This is a genomic window from Pelobacter propionicus DSM 2379 (genome assembly GCF_000015045.1).
Taxonomy (GTDB): Bacteria; Desulfobacterota; Desulfuromonadia; order Geobacterales; family Pseudopelobacteraceae; genus Pseudopelobacter; species Pseudopelobacter propionicus.
Genome location: NC_008609.1, coordinates 1,122,361 through 1,136,779 on the forward strand (window position 1 = coordinate 1,122,361; position 14,419 = coordinate 1,136,779).

The following is a 14,419-nucleotide window of genomic DNA, read 5'->3' on the forward strand; positions in this document are numbered from 1 at the left end:
CTGTGACGCCTCCCTGGCCGTGGCGTTTCGCTTTGCCCCGCCAGGCCAGAATCGCCGTATCCACGCAACGTCAGGTTTTTGTTACGCTCTTTTGCGAACATCGAAGCCCCATTCATGAGCCTGGTCATGGATGGGGCTTCGTGGTGCAGGCGGAACGTTGGCGAGGGACTAGTCGATGCGGTAGTGCCCCAGCTCTTCCTCGCTCATGGTGTGGGCAACTTCCCGGAGGGACTCGCGGCCATCCACCGTGACCCGCACCCGGCAGGTGCTGCCCGCCTCGGCCCGCGTGTAGCGCAGGAGCAGGCGGCTGGCCAGATCCAGGTGCCGTTCCTCCGGATTCCCTGTCAACACTCCCAGGGGGGTGTTGCCGTCCATCCAGCGCAGGCAGGTCTCGCCCGGCAGAAGGGCCTCTTCCAGTCGTTTGTTGTCCCTCTCGTCGCGGCCGATGATCAGCTTGCAGCGCTCACCCAGGCGGAAGTGTCGGCCGATCCTGAGCAGCCGGAAGTCGCGCGGGTCGAGTTGGTCGCAATGCTCAAACAGGTCACGCACCTTGGGGGCGAAGGAGACCTCGGTGAGCAGGCAGCCGCCGCCCGGATTGGGGTACTCCGTCACCCCCAGTTCGTCTGCCAGCCGCATCTGCTCCTTGCGGGAACGCCCCTTGATGGCCGCCAGCCTCTCCCGATCCACCCATCCTTCCCGTTCCGGGATGGTCGGCTCGAAATGCAGGGCCGACAGCGGCCGCAGCAGCAACCCCTCCAGTCCGCTCTCCCGCTCCACCACGCTCATGGTATCGCGGCGCTGGCTCATGGGGCGCTGTCCCAGTACCTCGCCGGTGATGATGAAGTCGGCGCCGCACTTCACCATCTGCTCCCTGGCCTTGACCAGCATGTGGATGCGGCAGTCGATGCAGGGGTTGACCGCCTTGCCGTAGCCGTGCAGCGGGTTGCGGATCAGCTCCAGGAATTCGGGGCCGAAGTTGATGACCCAGATGGGGATGCCCAGGTGTCGGGCCACCCGCGCCGCTGCCAGGTCGCGCTCCGTGCCGTCGCTGGAACAGCTGAAGAAGGGGAGCACAAAGCTGACCGCCTCCACCTCGATGCCCTGCTCCTGCATCAGTCTGACCGCCAGGATGGAGTCCAGTCCGCCGGAGAAGAGGGCCAGTGCCTTACGTTTCATGGGGTACTCCTGGGTGTTCGTGGCGCGGTCTGTCGGGGAGGTCAGACTCCGTGCCGCGGAACGGAAAAATGTGCGCAAAGCTAGCACAGGGGAACGTGCTTGTAAAGGGCGGCGCCTGTGGTGGTGGGGCCTGGCCCAAGCCGCCGCGCAAGGGGGACTATCGGATTGCTTGACAGTGTTCGGGGGGGAACAATGTTGCGCGGGGATGTGCTGCCGCCCTGACTTTCAACTGATGTGTGGATAGCCGGTGGGAGAGGGGGAACCGTCGCTTGCGGGGAGTGAGTGCGTTGCGATGGGTTGCAACAGTACTCTGTTCATGTGGGCAAAAGAAAAGGCAGGACCAGATTGATCCCGCCTTTTCTTTTTTTGATCGAATTTTTCAGGTTACCTGTTGAACTTCCTGCGCAGGCCGACGACACCCAGCAGGCCGGCGCCGAGCAGAAACATGGTGGAAGGTTCGGGAACGGGGGTGGAGTCGGAAACAAGTGTAAGTGTTGCGGTCAGGTCATAATTACAATTGTCTTCGATACCATTGAGATCATTAAAGGCGACAGTATACTTGCCACCATTTCCAAAGGTGATTTCAATCGGGGTGTTGTCAAAATCAACGGAAGCAGTACTGGTGTCGTTGTACCAAATTGGCCAAATTATCCAATAGCCCGATTTAACGGCATCAGGTTCACCTGTCCCGGACGCTGTAGCGTTTGGTGTTGGAGGGGTGATAAACAGATTTGAGACAAAAGAATCATTATTATCATTGCCATCCAGATTGTCGATGGGAAAGTCGTTAGTCGAGAACTTGCCATAGGAAAAAGTGTTAGACTGTCCAACGTTGAGGTTGAAATCGGAAATAGTTTTGCTTGCAACTGACCACTTGAAATTTTCGTCGTTTCCGCTGAGATCCGAAAAACTGGATGAAGCAGTAAAAGTGACGGCGTGAGCCGCTCCTGCAAGGGCCAGTACCGCAACCAACGTCATGAGAGTTTGCACTGTTTTTTTCATCTTGACTCCTCCTTTTGTTTTGAATAGAAAGTGCTTGTTTCCTGCATGAAATGCGCCAGATTGTAAGTATTTGAAATTCAAGCTATTTTTTGTGGTGCTGCCTGTTTTGGATCATGTCTGTAAAAAATACCGACTTGACGCGTTCTCTTGTGAAGCGTTCATGCAAAGCAGGCAGCTATGATCTATTTGAGTACAATAGGCGATTGAGCATTGTGCTATCGATGCTTTTCTGGTGATGATAGTGATGGTAATGCATTGAAATGAGGTGAATTTTCATTGAGATGTTGTTTGATAGCCTTGGCTTGTCTTGGGAACAAACGCATTTATGGGGCGATGGACATCAGCTGTTCAATGTAGTTTGAGTGATAAAAAAATCGACAATATGCGGATGCACGAGTGGGGAATCCGTTGTGTTCCGCAGCGGAAGGTTACGACTCCTCACCCCGCACCTGGTGGGCTGGGGTGAAGTAGTGGCGGTATCCCAGGAGCAGGATCAGGTAGGAGCTGATGCCCACCGCGCCGGTTATGGCGCACATGATGGCGATCTGGTAGCGCACGGCAACGATCGGATCGGTGCCGGAGAGGATCTGGCCGGTCATCATGCCGGGGAGCGAGACGATCCCCATGGCGGCCATGGTGTTGATGGTCGGCATCAGCGCCGCCCGGAATGCCTGGCGCACGATCGGCTCCGCTGCCTGGCGGGAGGTGGCGCCCAGGCAGATGGCCGCCTCCAGCTCCTCGCGCCGCTCGTGGATGCCCGATGCTAGCCGCTCCGCGGCTAGGGTGGCGCCGTTCATGGAGTTTCCGATGATCATGCCGGCCAGCGGTATCAGGTAGCGGGGATCGTACCAGGGGGTATAGTCCAGCGCCAGGCCGCAGAGCACGAAGGTTGCTCCCCCACACCCCGTCAGCAGCGCGGTAGCCATCACCCGGTAGAAGCGGGGCATCTTCCGTTCCATGCGCCCCCCCACCACCTGCAGGGTGCAGAGCCCCATCACCAGCAGGATGGCCAGGGTGGCCAGGGGGCTCCTGACGCTGAATACCAGGTGCAGCAGGGCGCCGACGGCGAAGAGTTGGATCACCATGCGCAGGGAGGCCCAGAACATCTGCCACTCCTGGCCGATGTTGCGCAGCCGCGCCAGGGCAATGGCCAGCAGCACCAGCCCGTAGACCAAAACCAGGTCCATCAATCCCAGGTTGACCATGCCTGTGCTTTCCATGTCAGTGGCTTCCTTCCCTTTCAGGCTTGCCCAGGAACCGGCGCAACTCTTCGCTGCGCGGGGTGGAGAACAGCTCGGCCGGTTCCCCCTCCTCCCTGATGCGCCCCTCCTCCAGATAGTAGAGATAATCGGAGACCTGTTCCGCCAGGCGCAGGTCGTGGGTCACCAGCATGATCGCCAGCCGTTCCCTGTGGCAGATCTCCCGGAAGGTGGTGGCCAGGTGGTCTGCCGTGGGCCGGTCCAGGGCGCTGGTCGGTTCATCCAGCAACAGCAGCACCGGTTTGGTGAGCAGGGCGCGGCAGAGCGCCACCCGCTGCTGTTCCCCCAGGGAGAGGGTGCGGGCGTCGCGCTTGAGCAGGGTGACCGGTATGCGGGCAAGTTCCAGAGAGTGGAGCAGGTCGGGGGTGTCGGCTTGGGGAGGCGTTTGTTTGCGGTAGTTAAAGGGGCGTTGCAGGTTGTCCAGCACGGTTCCCTCGAACATGAACGGCTTCTGCTGCGCCATGGCCACCTGGCCGCGCAGTTCCAGTGGGTCGAGCTGGGAAATGTCGGTTCCATTCAGCCGGATCGTTCCTGAGGTCGGGTCGTCCAGGCGGTTGATCAGCCGGATCAGGCTGCTTTTCCCCCCGCCGGACGGTCCCACGATGGTGGTGATCTGGGCGCTGTGGGCGTAGCAGTGTACGTCGTCCAGAATGCGTCGCTCCGTGCCGTCCGTTTCCCTTCGTACGATGCCGATCCCTTCCAGGCGCAGCATGACGTTCGCTCGCCTGTCGGTCCGCTTCAGGGGAATAGCCGTGGCCATCAGCCGCGCCTCAGCAGGGCATCCAGCTCCGCCGGTATCCGTGGCCGCCCCGTGGCGCTCAGCGCCGTTCCAATAATCAGGGCCTGGACGGCTATCGTGCGGTCGGGAAGGCGGAGGATGCGCTGGCGGAAGCCGATGCGCAGCGGCGAGAGCCGTTCGGGAGAGACCTCCACCGCGAAACGGTCGCCGCTTTTCAGTGACATCCTGTAGTCGATCTCTGCCCTGGTCACCACCAGGTTGATGCCACGGGCCGTGAGGTCGGCGAAGTCGATGCCGATGCTCTTCAGGTACTCATGGCGGGCATGCTCCAGGTAGTTCTGGTACACGGCGTTGTTCACCACCCCCTGCATGTCGCACTCGTAATCCCTCACCGCCATTTCGATCGAAAAACAGTTCTGCTCCATTGGTTGTGGGTTCCTTTCGAAAATGTTGTTTCGCCCCGCCGCAGTATCCCTCTGTCAGAAGTTGCTGGTATTCTGCCGCAGATCTCACCGATATGCTTGTCTGTGACGACAACTGACAGGGAGTGGCGGCCAGGGGTCGGTGCGATGGAGAAAACGGTGCTTGGGCGCGGGGGGGGCGGTTTGTTTCTCCTCATTCTGTTGGGGGGTGCGGGACTCAGGCAGGGGGATGCGCGCTCTCATCGTGGGGCAGGTTTACTTCCCGTGACCGCATCAGTTGCGGAGGAATTTCCCGTGCATCGAGAATCCGGATCAACTCCTCGATCCCCTCCGAAATCTTCAGCAGCCTCTCTTCGGGCAGTTTCTCCAACCCCTGAACCAGGATGCCCTGGGCAACCTCGGGGGCGTTGCGTACCAGTTCATTTCCCTGTTCCGTTAGATTGACTTCCACAACCCTCCGATCGACCTTTGAGCGGGTGCGCACCACCAAACCGCGTGTTTCCAGGCGGTCCAGTATGCCGACGATGGTGGTGGGGTGCAGGTACATGCGCCGCGCCAGTTCGGCGCCCTTGATGGGCGCATTTTCGGCGATTCTCTTGATCGCCCAGAGCTGCGGGCCGGTAATGCCGGTTACTTTTTCCACTCGTTTGGAATGTTCGTTAATTACCTGAAATACACGCCGAATGTTGTCGACAATATTCGCAACCCTGGTGCTGGTGTCCATCCTTGTCCTCGCGATGTATGTCGGGTATGCGTGGCCTCTACTCGTGGTGGGTCGGGGCGGCATATTCGGCACATATGAATTGGTTGCTTGCGGTTCGTTGTCGGTCATGGCCCGCCCTGTATCCGGCACGATGGGGTGTCTGGTGCTGGAGGGGATCCGGTGACGGCAACGATGTTCGAAGCGGTGCTGATTTTAATCCCATTGGCCCTGCTTTGTGAATAGCAAAATACGCTGCAAAGTCGATGTCCCATGTCCGCCTGGTGGGTGGAAACGGCGTTATGTCTTTTTGTGGCTGTGCTACATGGCGCAGGGGGTCCCGACACGCATTGTGAAGGCAATGTTCTGCTGTCGGGTGGTTGTGTGAAAGTGCATGTAATTCAAGGTGATATGGGCATAGCGGGCAGGTTTTTGTTGACTCAACTCATTTGTATGCCTATGATGTGTGATCAAACGTTGCGTGCTGAGCAGGTTGGTGCTTCAAACGGAGTTGTGCGGATATCGGAGCAGGCTGCCGTGACACTGACGTTGCAACAGGCAGGGAAGCTGGCCGCCCGGATCCGATGGACACAGGTCTTTCTCTCCGGAAAACAACAGAAAATTCCCGTTTCAGTCGTCCCGCCCCCCCCAAATAAAACTCCCGTACACACATCCGCGGCAGATTCCGTTCTCCTGGCGGCCCAGCCGGTGAGCAACGCGTGGCGGCGGAGATGCCTCGGCTTGACACTGGTACCTGCCGTGGTGGGGGCGAGCCTGTTCGTTGTGTACTGAAAAGGAAGGTTATGATTAATATTTTACGTTTTTTTGTTCTAATGCTGGTCGTCTCGCTGCTCTGCGGTTTTCTCTCGGGCGCTGGTGGCGACGAACGGTTGCGTCGTGGGGATGAATATCTGCAGGCGCGTCAGTGGGAGGAGGCAATCGACGAGTATCGAGCGGCACTCTCGGAGCGCCCGGAGTGGCCGGCGGCCCTGGAGCGGCTTGCCGATGCCCTGATGGCCGCCGGAAAGGACGGGGAGGCAATCAGCACCTATGAACGCCTCCTGCGTCTGGATGAGTCGCGGGGATCGGTGCGCTACACGCTGGGGGTCCTCCATGAACGTGGTGGTCGCTTGAAGGAGGCCGAGAGTCAGTATCGCGAGTGCCTGCGGCAGGAACCGGACAACGATGATGCGCGGCGCCACCTGGCAGATATCTATGTTCTGCGCGGCAATCTCACCCTGGCAACGAAAGAGTACCGACAGCTCATCACGCGGCAGCCGGCTAACCCGCTATTTTACTTCAGGCTGGCCAGGGTTCTGAAGAAGAATCGCAGGTACGGTGAGGCCATCAAGGAGTACCGCCGGGCCATCGAACTGGCCCCCCACAACGCCGAACTGCGTCGAGAGTTGGCGGAGCTTTACTGCAAAAGGGGGATGGGGGACGGCGCGATCGGCCAGTACCGCGAACTGCTGCGGCTGGACAACAGGGATACGGAAGCGCGCAACTCTCTGATCTCTCTCTACGTCAAGCTGCACCGGTACGGAGCCCTGCGCCAACTGTTGCAGGAGGGGGTGGAACGGTTTCCTGACGACCCCGACAGCCACTTCAGGATGGGGCTGATGCACGACTTCGCCCGGGAGTATCAGGCGGCCATTTCCGAGTACCGCAAGGCCCTGGCGCTTAAGAACGACCATGCCAGGGCTTTGAAGGGGCTGGGGAAAATCTACCTGAAGCTCGGCAAAACGACCAAGGCCAAGGAGTGTCTGGTGGCTGCGCGCAAGGCGGATCCGGACCTGCAGGAGGCACAGGAACTCCTGAACAGCCTGCGGGAACGCCCTGTGGTGAAGAAGAGCCGGAAAAATTCCAGGAAGAGCACGCTCCAGCGGAGTACGAAAAAGAAGTACCGTTCGTCGCGAACGAGCAGGCGTTCCAAAGTCTCCTCCGTGAAGTCCAAGAAGTCCAAAAAGTCAAGGAAGTCTACAGAGGTCAAGAAGTCCAAGAAGTCAAGGAAGTCTACAGAGGTCAAGAAGATCGGGAAGAAGCGGAACAGCGGTTCATCCGGGGCGAAACGCTGACTTCTTCCGTGTGAACCGGGCAGGCCCGTTTGCCCGAAAGACACCCACAGGAGACCTATGAGCATATACACCAAAATTCAGCAGGCAATCGCACGGAAAATAGGCAAGAGCACCGAGCTGTCCCACTGGAAGGACTGGCGCTGGCAGCTGCGCCATGCCATACGGGATATCGCCACCTTTGAACGGCTGCTTGGCATCAAATTCGATGCTGAACGAAAGCGGGAACTGGAAGAAACCATCGATAAGTTTCCCCTCTCCATAACCCCCTACTACCTCTCCCTGATCGACCGCACGAACTATGCCGTCGATCCCGTCTTCCGCCAAGCCTTTCCCTCGCCGGATGAGCTGCAGGTCACCTCCTGCGAACACGAGGACCCGCTTCACGAGGATGCCGACAGTCCGGTGCCGGGAATAACCCACCGCTATCCCGACCGGGTGCTGTTCCAGGTCAGCAACATCTGCTCCATGTACTGCCGCCACTGTACGCGCAAGCGCAAGGTGGGGGACGTGGATTCGATTCCGGGGAAGGACGAGATCATGCTGGGGCTGGAGTACATTCGCCGCACCCCGGTGGTCCGCGACGTGCTCCTCTCGGGGGGGGACCCGCTGATGCTTCCCGACAGCCATCTGGACTGGATCCTGAGAGAACTGCGCGCCATCCCCCATGTGCAGGTGATCCGTATCGGCAGCCGCATGCCGGTCGTGCTTCCCTACCGCATCACTCCCGGCCTGATCCGCGTTTTGTCCCGGTATCATCCGCTCTGGCTGAACACCCATTTCAATCACCCCCGGGAGATCACCACGTCGGCCAGGGAGGCGCTGTCCCGCCTGGCCAATGCCGGCATCCCCCTGGGCAACCAGACCGTACTTTTGGCGGGAGTGAACGATTGTCCCATGATCATCAAGACTCTGATGCAGCGACTGGTGGAGAACCGGGTGCGACCCTACTACCTCTACCAGTGCGATCTTTCCGAGGGACTTTCCCACTTCCGCACGCCGGTGGGCAAGGGGATGGAGATCATGGAGAGCCTGGTCGGCCATACCAGCGGTTTCGCCGTGCCGACCTACGTCATCGACGCGCCGGGAGGAGGGGGCAAGATCCCGGTCATGCCCAACTACCTGATAACCCTGGCAACCAACAAGGTGGTGCTGCGCAACTACGAAGGGGTGATCACCACCTACCAGGAGCCGGAGAAGTACGAGGCGGTGTTCTGCGACCGCAACTGCGCCGATTGTCGCCTGGAGCTGAATATGGAAGGAACCGGAGAGTATTCGGCCGTCGGCATCGAACGCCTGCTCTCCGATTTTCACGAAACCATCTCTCTGACTCCGGAGGACAATATCCGCATGAAACGGAGGAGCAATGGCAGACCGGATTGAACTGATCGGGCGCTCGGTGATCCAGCACGGCCCTGGCAATGACCGGGTCTATCTGATGAAGCAGCACCCGGACGATGCTCCCGCTCTCCCCGAAAAACTGGATAGGCTGGCAAGCGAGGAAGGCTACTCAAAGATCTTCGCCAAGGTCCCCTCCGGATCGGCGGGCCATTTTCTCGCCGCCGGCTTCGGGGTGGAGGCGGAGATCCCCGGTTTCTATCCCACCGGAGAACCGGTCTGCTTTCTGGGGAAGTACCTGACGCCGGAGCGTCGCCGGGAGAAGCGTCCCGCCCTTGTCCGGGAAGTGCTCTCCGCCGCCTCGACCGCGGCAGGGCGTCCGGGGGAGGGAAAGCCCCCTCTTCCCGATGGGTACTCCTGGGCTGTGGCGGGGGAAGGGGATGCGGATGAGTTGGCTGTGCTCTTCGGCCAGGTCTTCGATAGCTACCCCTTTCCCATCCATAAGGCCTCGTTCATCGTCAGTTCTATGAAGGGGGCGACGCTCTATTTCGGTGTGCGTCAGGGAGAAGGTGTGGTCGCCGCTTCATCTGCCGAGATGGATCCGGACTCCAAGAGCGTGGAGATGACCGATTTCGCCATCCTGCCCGCATATCGCGGACAGGGGATCGCCCTGTTTCTGCTGCAACGGATGGAGGAGGCCATGGAACAGCGGGGCATCCGCTCCTTTTTCACCATTGCCCGGGCCTATTCCTTCGGCATGAACATCACCTTTGCCCGAAACGGTTATCACTTTGCAGGCACCCTGACAAATAATACGAATATTGCCGGCAGCCTGGAGAGCATGAATGTCTGGTACAAGACGCGTCACTACTATGCCGCTGATATGGATTCGCGCTCATGGCGTTGTCGAACATACTGACGCCGGGTTGAGGCAGGGATAGTCAACGGGGGGCCAGCGTCGCTATCGTCAAATCTCTGGCCAACTGTTCGGCGTTTTGTGGACCTGAAAGCAGGAGCCTTTTCAGCACAGGGGGATGTTGCATCGAAAACACCGGAAATTCACCTCAGCCCTTATGAGCCGGTTGCAGGGTCAGTTGTCTCGTTTTACTTGCGGGGGGGATGCAGGCCTCGCAGGGTACCCCTGTCTGGCAGAGACCGCAACCGCTTTCCGTGGTGCCGTACTCCCGGCCGGTGGCGTTGCGCAGGGTCTCGTAGACGTACTCCCGGCATCTCTCCTTGTCGTGACCCTGGCGGGAGATGGCCCCCACCGGACAGCGCTGTATGCACAGGCCGCAGCTTCCCCGGCTGAAGTAGAGGCAGTTGCTCTGGTGGTCCCGGGCGGTTCGCGGCGTGGGCGTGATGCGCGCATTGGTGATGACGCTGCCGCAGCGGTGGGCTATTCCCCGCTCCGTGATCAGGCCGTCGCTGAGGCTGAAGGTGCCCAATCCCGCCACATAGGCGGCGTGACGCTCGGACCAGGTGGAGGCCAGTCCCACCGGCTCCTGCCTGATGGGGCTCCACATGCCGGAGAGGAGCGGCGCCACCGCCAGTACTCCCCTCTGCCTGAGCAGGTCGACCACGAACATTCGCAGCAGGGTGTTGAACTGCTCGCCGCTGCCGCGGGTCAGTGCCCACTCCCGTGAAGGAACCCGCTCCTGGTGGCGGTTGCTCTCCCTGGTGGTGCGGGTGATGGGGAGAATCCAACAGATCACGGTCTCTGCCTCACCCATAGCCGGGCCATGGCAGTCCCTCATGATTTCAGCCGGGGTCAGGTGGAAGTCGCCTATGATCTGTTTGAACTGCTCGAACAGGGGATCCCTGGCCGAGGCGAAGCCGATCTGCGGTGCGTCGAAAAAGGGGACCCTGCTCTCCGGGAACCTGTTGTCGGGGCTCTTGCGCACAAAGCCGACGATCTCCTCGCGTATGATCCGTTCCATGGTTGCTCCTTCCCTTTCCCGCGTGTGACCTGGTGTTACCGTCACCACGTTTGACCTGCCGTGCAACACAGATGGTCGCTTGTAGTGTACCCGAATAGCCGTGCAGGACAAACGATTTGAACGCTGCGGTCTACGGGCAATTCCTGATGAGAGGCTTGTGAAAAAACGGGGGCGCCTGCATGCGGTGAGCGGGGACGCACTTCAGGCTTGACTTGAGGCCGGGAACGCTTTACTTGACACATACGCTACGGTCGCCGGCCGCATGAAGCCACGCCGGGGTGCGGCCCATTGATGACACCAAAAGGAGTTTGGATGAAAAACGAAAATAGCTCGGAAACATTACCCTGTCCGCTGTGCGGCGCCATGCCGGAACATGCGGACAGCGATTCTATTGCCTGGAGCGATTTCTGTCAGCGCCACATCTGCACCCAATGCGCCATGCACCTTTCCATGGAAGTGTACGACCGGGAGAGCGACCTGTTCGCCACGGCGGCACGCCTGCTGGGTGTTGATATCTGGGAGTGCCGGAAACGCTATCTGGAGGAGAGCATCGCCAGGACCCGGGAACAGCTGGACCATGAGGTGGAACGGGCGATTATCGGTTTCCTGAAAACCGGCATGATCAGGTGCAGCGCCCAGATCGAGGCTATCGAGCAATACCTTGAACTGCGGAAAAAGGGCGTTGATCCCGATGAACTGGCGGAGGAGGAGCGGAAGCTGGAGGAGATCATGTTCGGCGGGAAGCCGGTGGGGTAGGGGGATTCCCCCTCTTGGGCACTACCCTGGATCACCGGTGTCTGCACTCTGGGCTGAGGAGAACAAACCGGTCCTCGAACCGCTATCAGCCACCTGCTTTGCTGAACTCCGCCAGTAGCCTCTCGGCGCATGCCGCCAGTTCCGGGTAGTTGTGCCGGCCGAGGCGCATGCAGTCCACTGCCGGGTGATGGCAGACCAGGCAGGGGCGGGGGGGGAGTCCCAGGGAGCCGCGGCCGATCTGGACGCCGCTTCTGTCGTAGACGTCCAGGTCGATCAGTCGCGCCACAGGGCTGCTCTCCTCCTGGGAGACGCAGAGCCGCTTCACCTGGGCGGCTTCCTGACCGGCAGCCAGCAGGGCAAAGGGGCCCAGCCGGTCCGAGCCCCGCTCCACCAGGTGCAGATGGGGGAGGCTGGTCTCCAGCCGTTCCAGTGCCCAGGAAAAGAGCTCTTCCGTACCGGGTGGGGTCTTGCACTCACCGGGGATGTTGAGGGAGAGGAATATGAAAGCGGGGAATGTGCCGCTATGGCGGTCCAAGAGCTCCTGTCTGGCCTCCCGGGCCGCCAGGATGCTACTCCTTGACTCTGCGGATGACATCGATGATCGACCCGTCGCGGTACTCCACCAGCCCGACCACATCGTCCTCGAACTCCAGCGGCCGCGGTACGCCGGTCAGCTCGTAGATCTCGTCGCGCAGCTCGCGGATCTCCTTGACCGGCGCCCGGCGCCGGAGCAGTTCTGCCTTCAGCTCCGGGTGGCGGGGATTGACGGCGATACCCCGCTCGGTGACCACCACGTCCACCGTCTCCCCCGGCGTGGTGATGGTGGTGACCTCGTCCCTGATGATGGGCAGGCGCCCCCGGATGGAGGGGGCGACAATGATGGAGAGCTTGGCCCCGGCGGCGGTGTCGCTGTGGCCGCCGGTGTTGTGCAGCAGATAGCCGTTGGATTCGGTGTTGACGTTGACATTGAAGTCCACGTCCACCTCGGTGGCGCTCAGGATCACGCAGTCCAGACGGTTGACCACCGCCCCGCTGTTGAAGGGATTGGCGTACATGGTGGCGCTGATCTCCTGGTGGTTGCGGTTCCTGGCGATGGATTCCACCGCTTTCAGGTCGAAGCACTGCACGTCGAACAGCGCCTGGAACAGCCCCTCCTCCAGCATGTCCACGAAGTGCCCGGTGATGCCGCCGCAGCCGAAACTGCCCCTGATGTTCCCCCGGCGCATCAGGCCCCGCACCTGTTCGGCAACGGCCAGGGATATGCCGCCGGTGCCGGTCTGGAAGGAGAAGCCGTCTTTCAGCAGGCCGGAGGACTCGATTACTTGCGCTGCGTGCTTGGCTATCTGCAGGCCGATGGGGTCGGTGGTGATACGGGTGGTGGTGGAGACGATCTTGGCCGGGTCGCCGATGGATTCCACCGCAACCACATAGTCCACCACGCTCTGGGAGATGCCCACCGGTACGGCTGGGTAGGGAACTAGGTTGTCGGTCAGCGCCACCACCGTGCGGGCGTGCTGGGCATCCACCATGGCGTACCCCAGACTGCCGCAGGCCGAGGGGCCGGAGAAGCCATTGAAGTTGCCGTAGTCGTCGCAGCAGGGGGCGGCCAGGAAAGCCACGTCCACCCCTACCTCCCCGGTGATCAGGGCGCGAGCCCGCCCGCCGTGGGAGCGGACAATGACCGGACAGCTGAGCTCGCCCTTGGAGATCAGCTCGCCGATCAGGCCGTTGACCCCGCACTCCAGGGAGGTGATCACCCCCTTGCGGATGGCGGGGATGATCTCGGCATGCACCGGATGGATGGAGCTGGAGGCGATCCTGATGTCACGGATACCCAGTGCGTCGATCTCCCTGATCACCTGGTTGAGGACGTAGTCGCCGTTGCGCAGGCTGTGGTGGGTGGAGATGGTCATGCCGTCCTTAAGTCCCGAGGCGATGATCGCCTCCCGGATGCCGGAGAGCACCTTCCTGTCGTTATGGGGGATGCGCTTGGTCGGCCGGGTGGCCCGCAGGGTGTGGGGCATGAGCGACCAGGGATCCTGGTAGGGGATCAGCTTACTGCCGGCAAAGCTGTCGGGGATGGTGCGCCCCAGGCTATTCAGCGCCATGGATATCCTCCTCGTGAATGATCTCGTCCACCAGGCCGTGGGCAAAGGCGGTGCGCAGCACCCGCGCCGCGCGCTTGACCACCGGCGCGTCGATCATCTTGCCCTTCAGGGAGATGACGCCGGTGCCCATGGTGCGGGCGCGCTTGATGGCGTCGATGACCTGCAGGGCATAGTCCACCTCTTCCTGCTTGGGGGCGAAGACGTCGTGGATCACGTCGATCTGGCGCGGGTTGACCATGCACTTACCGGTGTAGCCCAGTTTCTTGGCCAGCTCGGTCTCCCGGCGCAGTCCCTCCATGTCGTTGAGATCGGCGAAGATGGTGTCGATGGCCTGGATGCCGGCGGCCTTTGCTGCCCAGAGTATGGTCATGCGGGCGTTGAACAGCTCCTCCCCCCCCTTGGTGCGCTCGATCTCCATGCTGGCGGTGTAATCCTCCGCGCCGAAGCCGAGTCCGAAGACCCGTTTGGAGGTGCGGGCGATGTCGTTGGCGTTGATCACCCCCTGGGCGCTCTCGATGGAGGGGAGGATGCGGAAGCGGCCGATCTCCAGCCCCAGCTCTTCCTCGAATTCGGTCAGCATGGTGTCCAGGTGCTCGACGATCTCGGGCGTGTCGGCCTTGGGCAGGCGGATGCCGTCGGGAAGAAAGGGGAGCACCGCCTTCAGGTCGTGATAGGCCCACTTGCTGTCCAGGGGGTTGATGCGTACCAGGATCTCCTTGTTGCGCCTGGTGTGGCTCTCCAGGAAGCGTTTCACCAGGATGCGGGCGGCGTCCTTTTCGTTCAGCGGGACGGCGTCTTCAAGATCGATGATCACGGCGTCGCAGGTGAACAGCGGCACGTTCTGCAGCATGGACGGCATGTTGCCCGGCACGTAGAGCAGCGACCGGCGCAGCTGGAATTCCGGCATGGT

The 14,419-nt window shown here is 60.9% G+C and carries 14 protein-coding genes; 4 read left to right on the forward strand and 10 right to left on the reverse strand.

The window, feature by feature from the left end:
• Window positions 1-168: 168 nt before the first annotated feature.
• The 6 genes from PPRO_RS05240 to PPRO_RS05265 all read right to left on the reverse strand — a co-directional run bounded on the left by PPRO_RS05240 (window position 169) and on the right by PPRO_RS05265 (window position 5,241).
• Window positions 169-1,176 carry a hypothetical protein gene (locus PPRO_RS05240; RefSeq protein WP_011735000.1) on the reverse strand — a complete coding sequence of 336 codons (1,008 nt, stop codon included), beginning with the start codon at window positions 1,174-1,176 and terminating at the stop codon, window positions 169-171.
• Between the two features lie 384 nt (window positions 1,177-1,560).
• Window positions 1,561-2,178: a PEP-CTERM sorting domain-containing protein gene (locus PPRO_RS05245; RefSeq protein WP_011735001.1), complete on the reverse strand. Its 618-nt coding sequence runs from the start codon at window positions 2,176-2,178 to the stop codon at window positions 1,561-1,563.
• Window positions 2,179-2,606: 428 nt separating this feature from the next.
• A complete protein-coding gene (locus tag PPRO_RS05250; RefSeq protein WP_011735002.1) occupies window positions 2,607-3,398 on the reverse strand; it encodes an ABC transporter permease in 792 nt (263 codons plus the stop codon).
• 1 nt (window position 3,399) lies between these two features.
• Window positions 3,400-4,197, reverse strand: coding sequence for an ABC transporter ATP-binding protein (locus PPRO_RS05255; RefSeq protein ID WP_011735003.1), 798 nt, complete (start codon window positions 4,195-4,197; stop codon window positions 3,400-3,402).
• Window positions 4,197-4,601 (reverse strand): acyl-CoA thioesterase, encoded by a 405-nt coding sequence (locus PPRO_RS05260; RefSeq protein WP_011735004.1) that lies wholly within the window; start codon window positions 4,599-4,601, stop codon window positions 4,197-4,199. Before PPRO_RS05260 ends, PPRO_RS05255 begins: the two co-directional genes overlap by 1 nt.
• Before the next feature lie 214 nt (window positions 4,602-4,815).
• Window positions 4,816-5,241 (reverse strand): MarR family winged helix-turn-helix transcriptional regulator, encoded by a 426-nt coding sequence (locus PPRO_RS05265; RefSeq protein WP_232286694.1) that lies wholly within the window; start codon window positions 5,239-5,241, stop codon window positions 4,816-4,818.
• An 860-nt stretch (window positions 5,242-6,101) separates the two neighbouring features.
• Between PPRO_RS05265 and PPRO_RS05275 the strand changes: the two genes are divergently transcribed.
• Genes PPRO_RS05275 through ablB form a run of 3 tightly spaced genes read left to right on the forward strand, consistent with a single transcriptional unit; the run spans window position 6,102 to window position 9,627 of the window.
• Window positions 6,102-7,373, forward strand: coding sequence for a tetratricopeptide repeat protein (locus tag PPRO_RS05275; protein WP_011735007.1), 1,272 nt, complete (start codon window positions 6,102-6,104; stop codon window positions 7,371-7,373).
• A 57-nt stretch (window positions 7,374-7,430) separates the two neighbouring features.
• Complete coding sequence (kamA, locus tag PPRO_RS05280) at window positions 7,431-8,753, forward strand: lysine 2,3-aminomutase (RefSeq protein WP_011735008.1); 1,323 nt, start codon at window positions 7,431-7,433, stop codon at window positions 8,751-8,753.
• Window positions 8,737-9,627 (forward strand): putative beta-lysine N-acetyltransferase, encoded by an 891-nt coding sequence (gene ablB, locus PPRO_RS05285; protein ID WP_011735009.1) that lies wholly within the window; start codon window positions 8,737-8,739, stop codon window positions 9,625-9,627. The genes kamA and ablB overlap by 17 nt, the downstream gene beginning before the upstream one ends.
• A 145-nt stretch (window positions 9,628-9,772) precedes the next feature.
• Here the strand turns inward: ablB and PPRO_RS05290 are convergent, their stop codons facing one another.
• The gene (locus tag PPRO_RS05290; protein ID WP_011735010.1) at window positions 9,773-10,645 is read right to left on the reverse strand and encodes a (Fe-S)-binding protein; all 873 of its coding nucleotides are present in this window, start codon (window positions 10,643-10,645) and stop codon (window positions 9,773-9,775) included.
• 312 nt (window positions 10,646-10,957) lie between these two features.
• Here PPRO_RS05290 and PPRO_RS05295 point away from each other — a divergent pair, with 312 nt between their 5' ends.
• The gene (locus PPRO_RS05295) at window positions 10,958-11,401 is read left to right on the forward strand and encodes a hypothetical protein (RefSeq protein ID WP_041532149.1); all 444 of its coding nucleotides are present in this window, start codon (window positions 10,958-10,960) and stop codon (window positions 11,399-11,401) included.
• 85 nt (window positions 11,402-11,486) lie between these two features.
• Here the strand turns inward: PPRO_RS05295 and PPRO_RS05300 are convergent, their stop codons facing one another.
• Genes PPRO_RS05300 through PPRO_RS05310 form a run of 3 tightly spaced genes read right to left on the reverse strand, consistent with a single transcriptional unit; the run spans window position 11,487 to window position 14,416 of the window.
• On the reverse strand, window positions 11,487-11,996 hold the full coding sequence (locus PPRO_RS05300; protein ID WP_011735012.1) for a citrate lyase holo-[acyl-carrier protein] synthase: 510 nt from the start codon (window positions 11,994-11,996) through the stop codon (window positions 11,487-11,489).
• Complete coding sequence (citF, locus tag PPRO_RS05305; protein WP_011735013.1) at window positions 11,971-13,509, reverse strand: citrate lyase subunit alpha; 1,539 nt, start codon at window positions 13,507-13,509, stop codon at window positions 11,971-11,973. Before citF ends, PPRO_RS05300 begins: the two co-directional genes overlap by 26 nt.
• Window positions 13,496-14,416, reverse strand: coding sequence for an HpcH/HpaI aldolase/citrate lyase family protein (locus tag PPRO_RS05310; protein WP_011735014.1), 921 nt, complete (start codon window positions 14,414-14,416; stop codon window positions 13,496-13,498). Before PPRO_RS05310 ends, citF begins: the two co-directional genes overlap by 14 nt.
• Window positions 14,417-14,419 lie beyond the last annotated feature (3 nt).

Bases quoted from the DNA above. Each gene is read 5' to 3' on its own strand.
- PPRO_RS05240 (WP_011735000.1), bottom strand. From the start codon at position 1,176: ATGAAACGTAAGGCACTGGCCCTCTTCTCCGGCGGACTGGACTCCATC.
- PPRO_RS05245 (WP_011735001.1), bottom strand. From the start codon at position 2,178: ATGAAAAAAACAGTGCAAACTCTCATGACGTTGGTTGCGGTACTGGCC.
- PPRO_RS05250 (WP_011735002.1), bottom strand. From the start codon at position 3,398: ATGGAAAGCACAGGCATGGTCAACCTGGGATTGATGGACCTGGTTTTG.
- PPRO_RS05255 (WP_011735003.1), bottom strand. From the start codon at position 4,197: ATGGCCACGGCTATTCCCCTGAAGCGGACCGACAGGCGAGCGAACGTC.
- PPRO_RS05260 (WP_011735004.1), bottom strand. From the start codon at position 4,601: ATGGAGCAGAACTGTTTTTCGATCGAAATGGCGGTGAGGGATTACGAG.
- PPRO_RS05275 (WP_011735007.1), top strand. From the start codon at position 6,102: ATGATTAATATTTTACGTTTTTTTGTTCTAATGCTGGTCGTCTCGCTG.
- kamA (WP_011735008.1), top strand. From the start codon at position 7,431: ATGAGCATATACACCAAAATTCAGCAGGCAATCGCACGGAAAATAGGC.
- ablB (WP_011735009.1), top strand. From the start codon at position 8,737: ATGGCAGACCGGATTGAACTGATCGGGCGCTCGGTGATCCAGCACGGC.
- PPRO_RS05290 (WP_011735010.1), bottom strand. From the start codon at position 10,645: ATGGAACGGATCATACGCGAGGAGATCGTCGGCTTTGTGCGCAAGAGC.
- PPRO_RS05295 (WP_041532149.1), top strand. From the start codon at position 10,958: ATGAAAAACGAAAATAGCTCGGAAACATTACCCTGTCCGCTGTGCGGC.
- PPRO_RS05300 (WP_011735012.1), bottom strand. From the start codon at position 11,996: ATGTCATCCGCAGAGTCAAGGAGTAGCATCCTGGCGGCCCGGGAGGCC.
- citF (WP_011735013.1), bottom strand. From the start codon at position 13,509: ATGGCGCTGAATAGCCTGGGGCGCACCATCCCCGACAGCTTTGCCGGC.
- PPRO_RS05310 (WP_011735014.1), bottom strand. From the start codon at position 14,416: ATGCCGGAATTCCAGCTGCGCCGGTCGCTGCTCTACGTGCCGGGCAAC.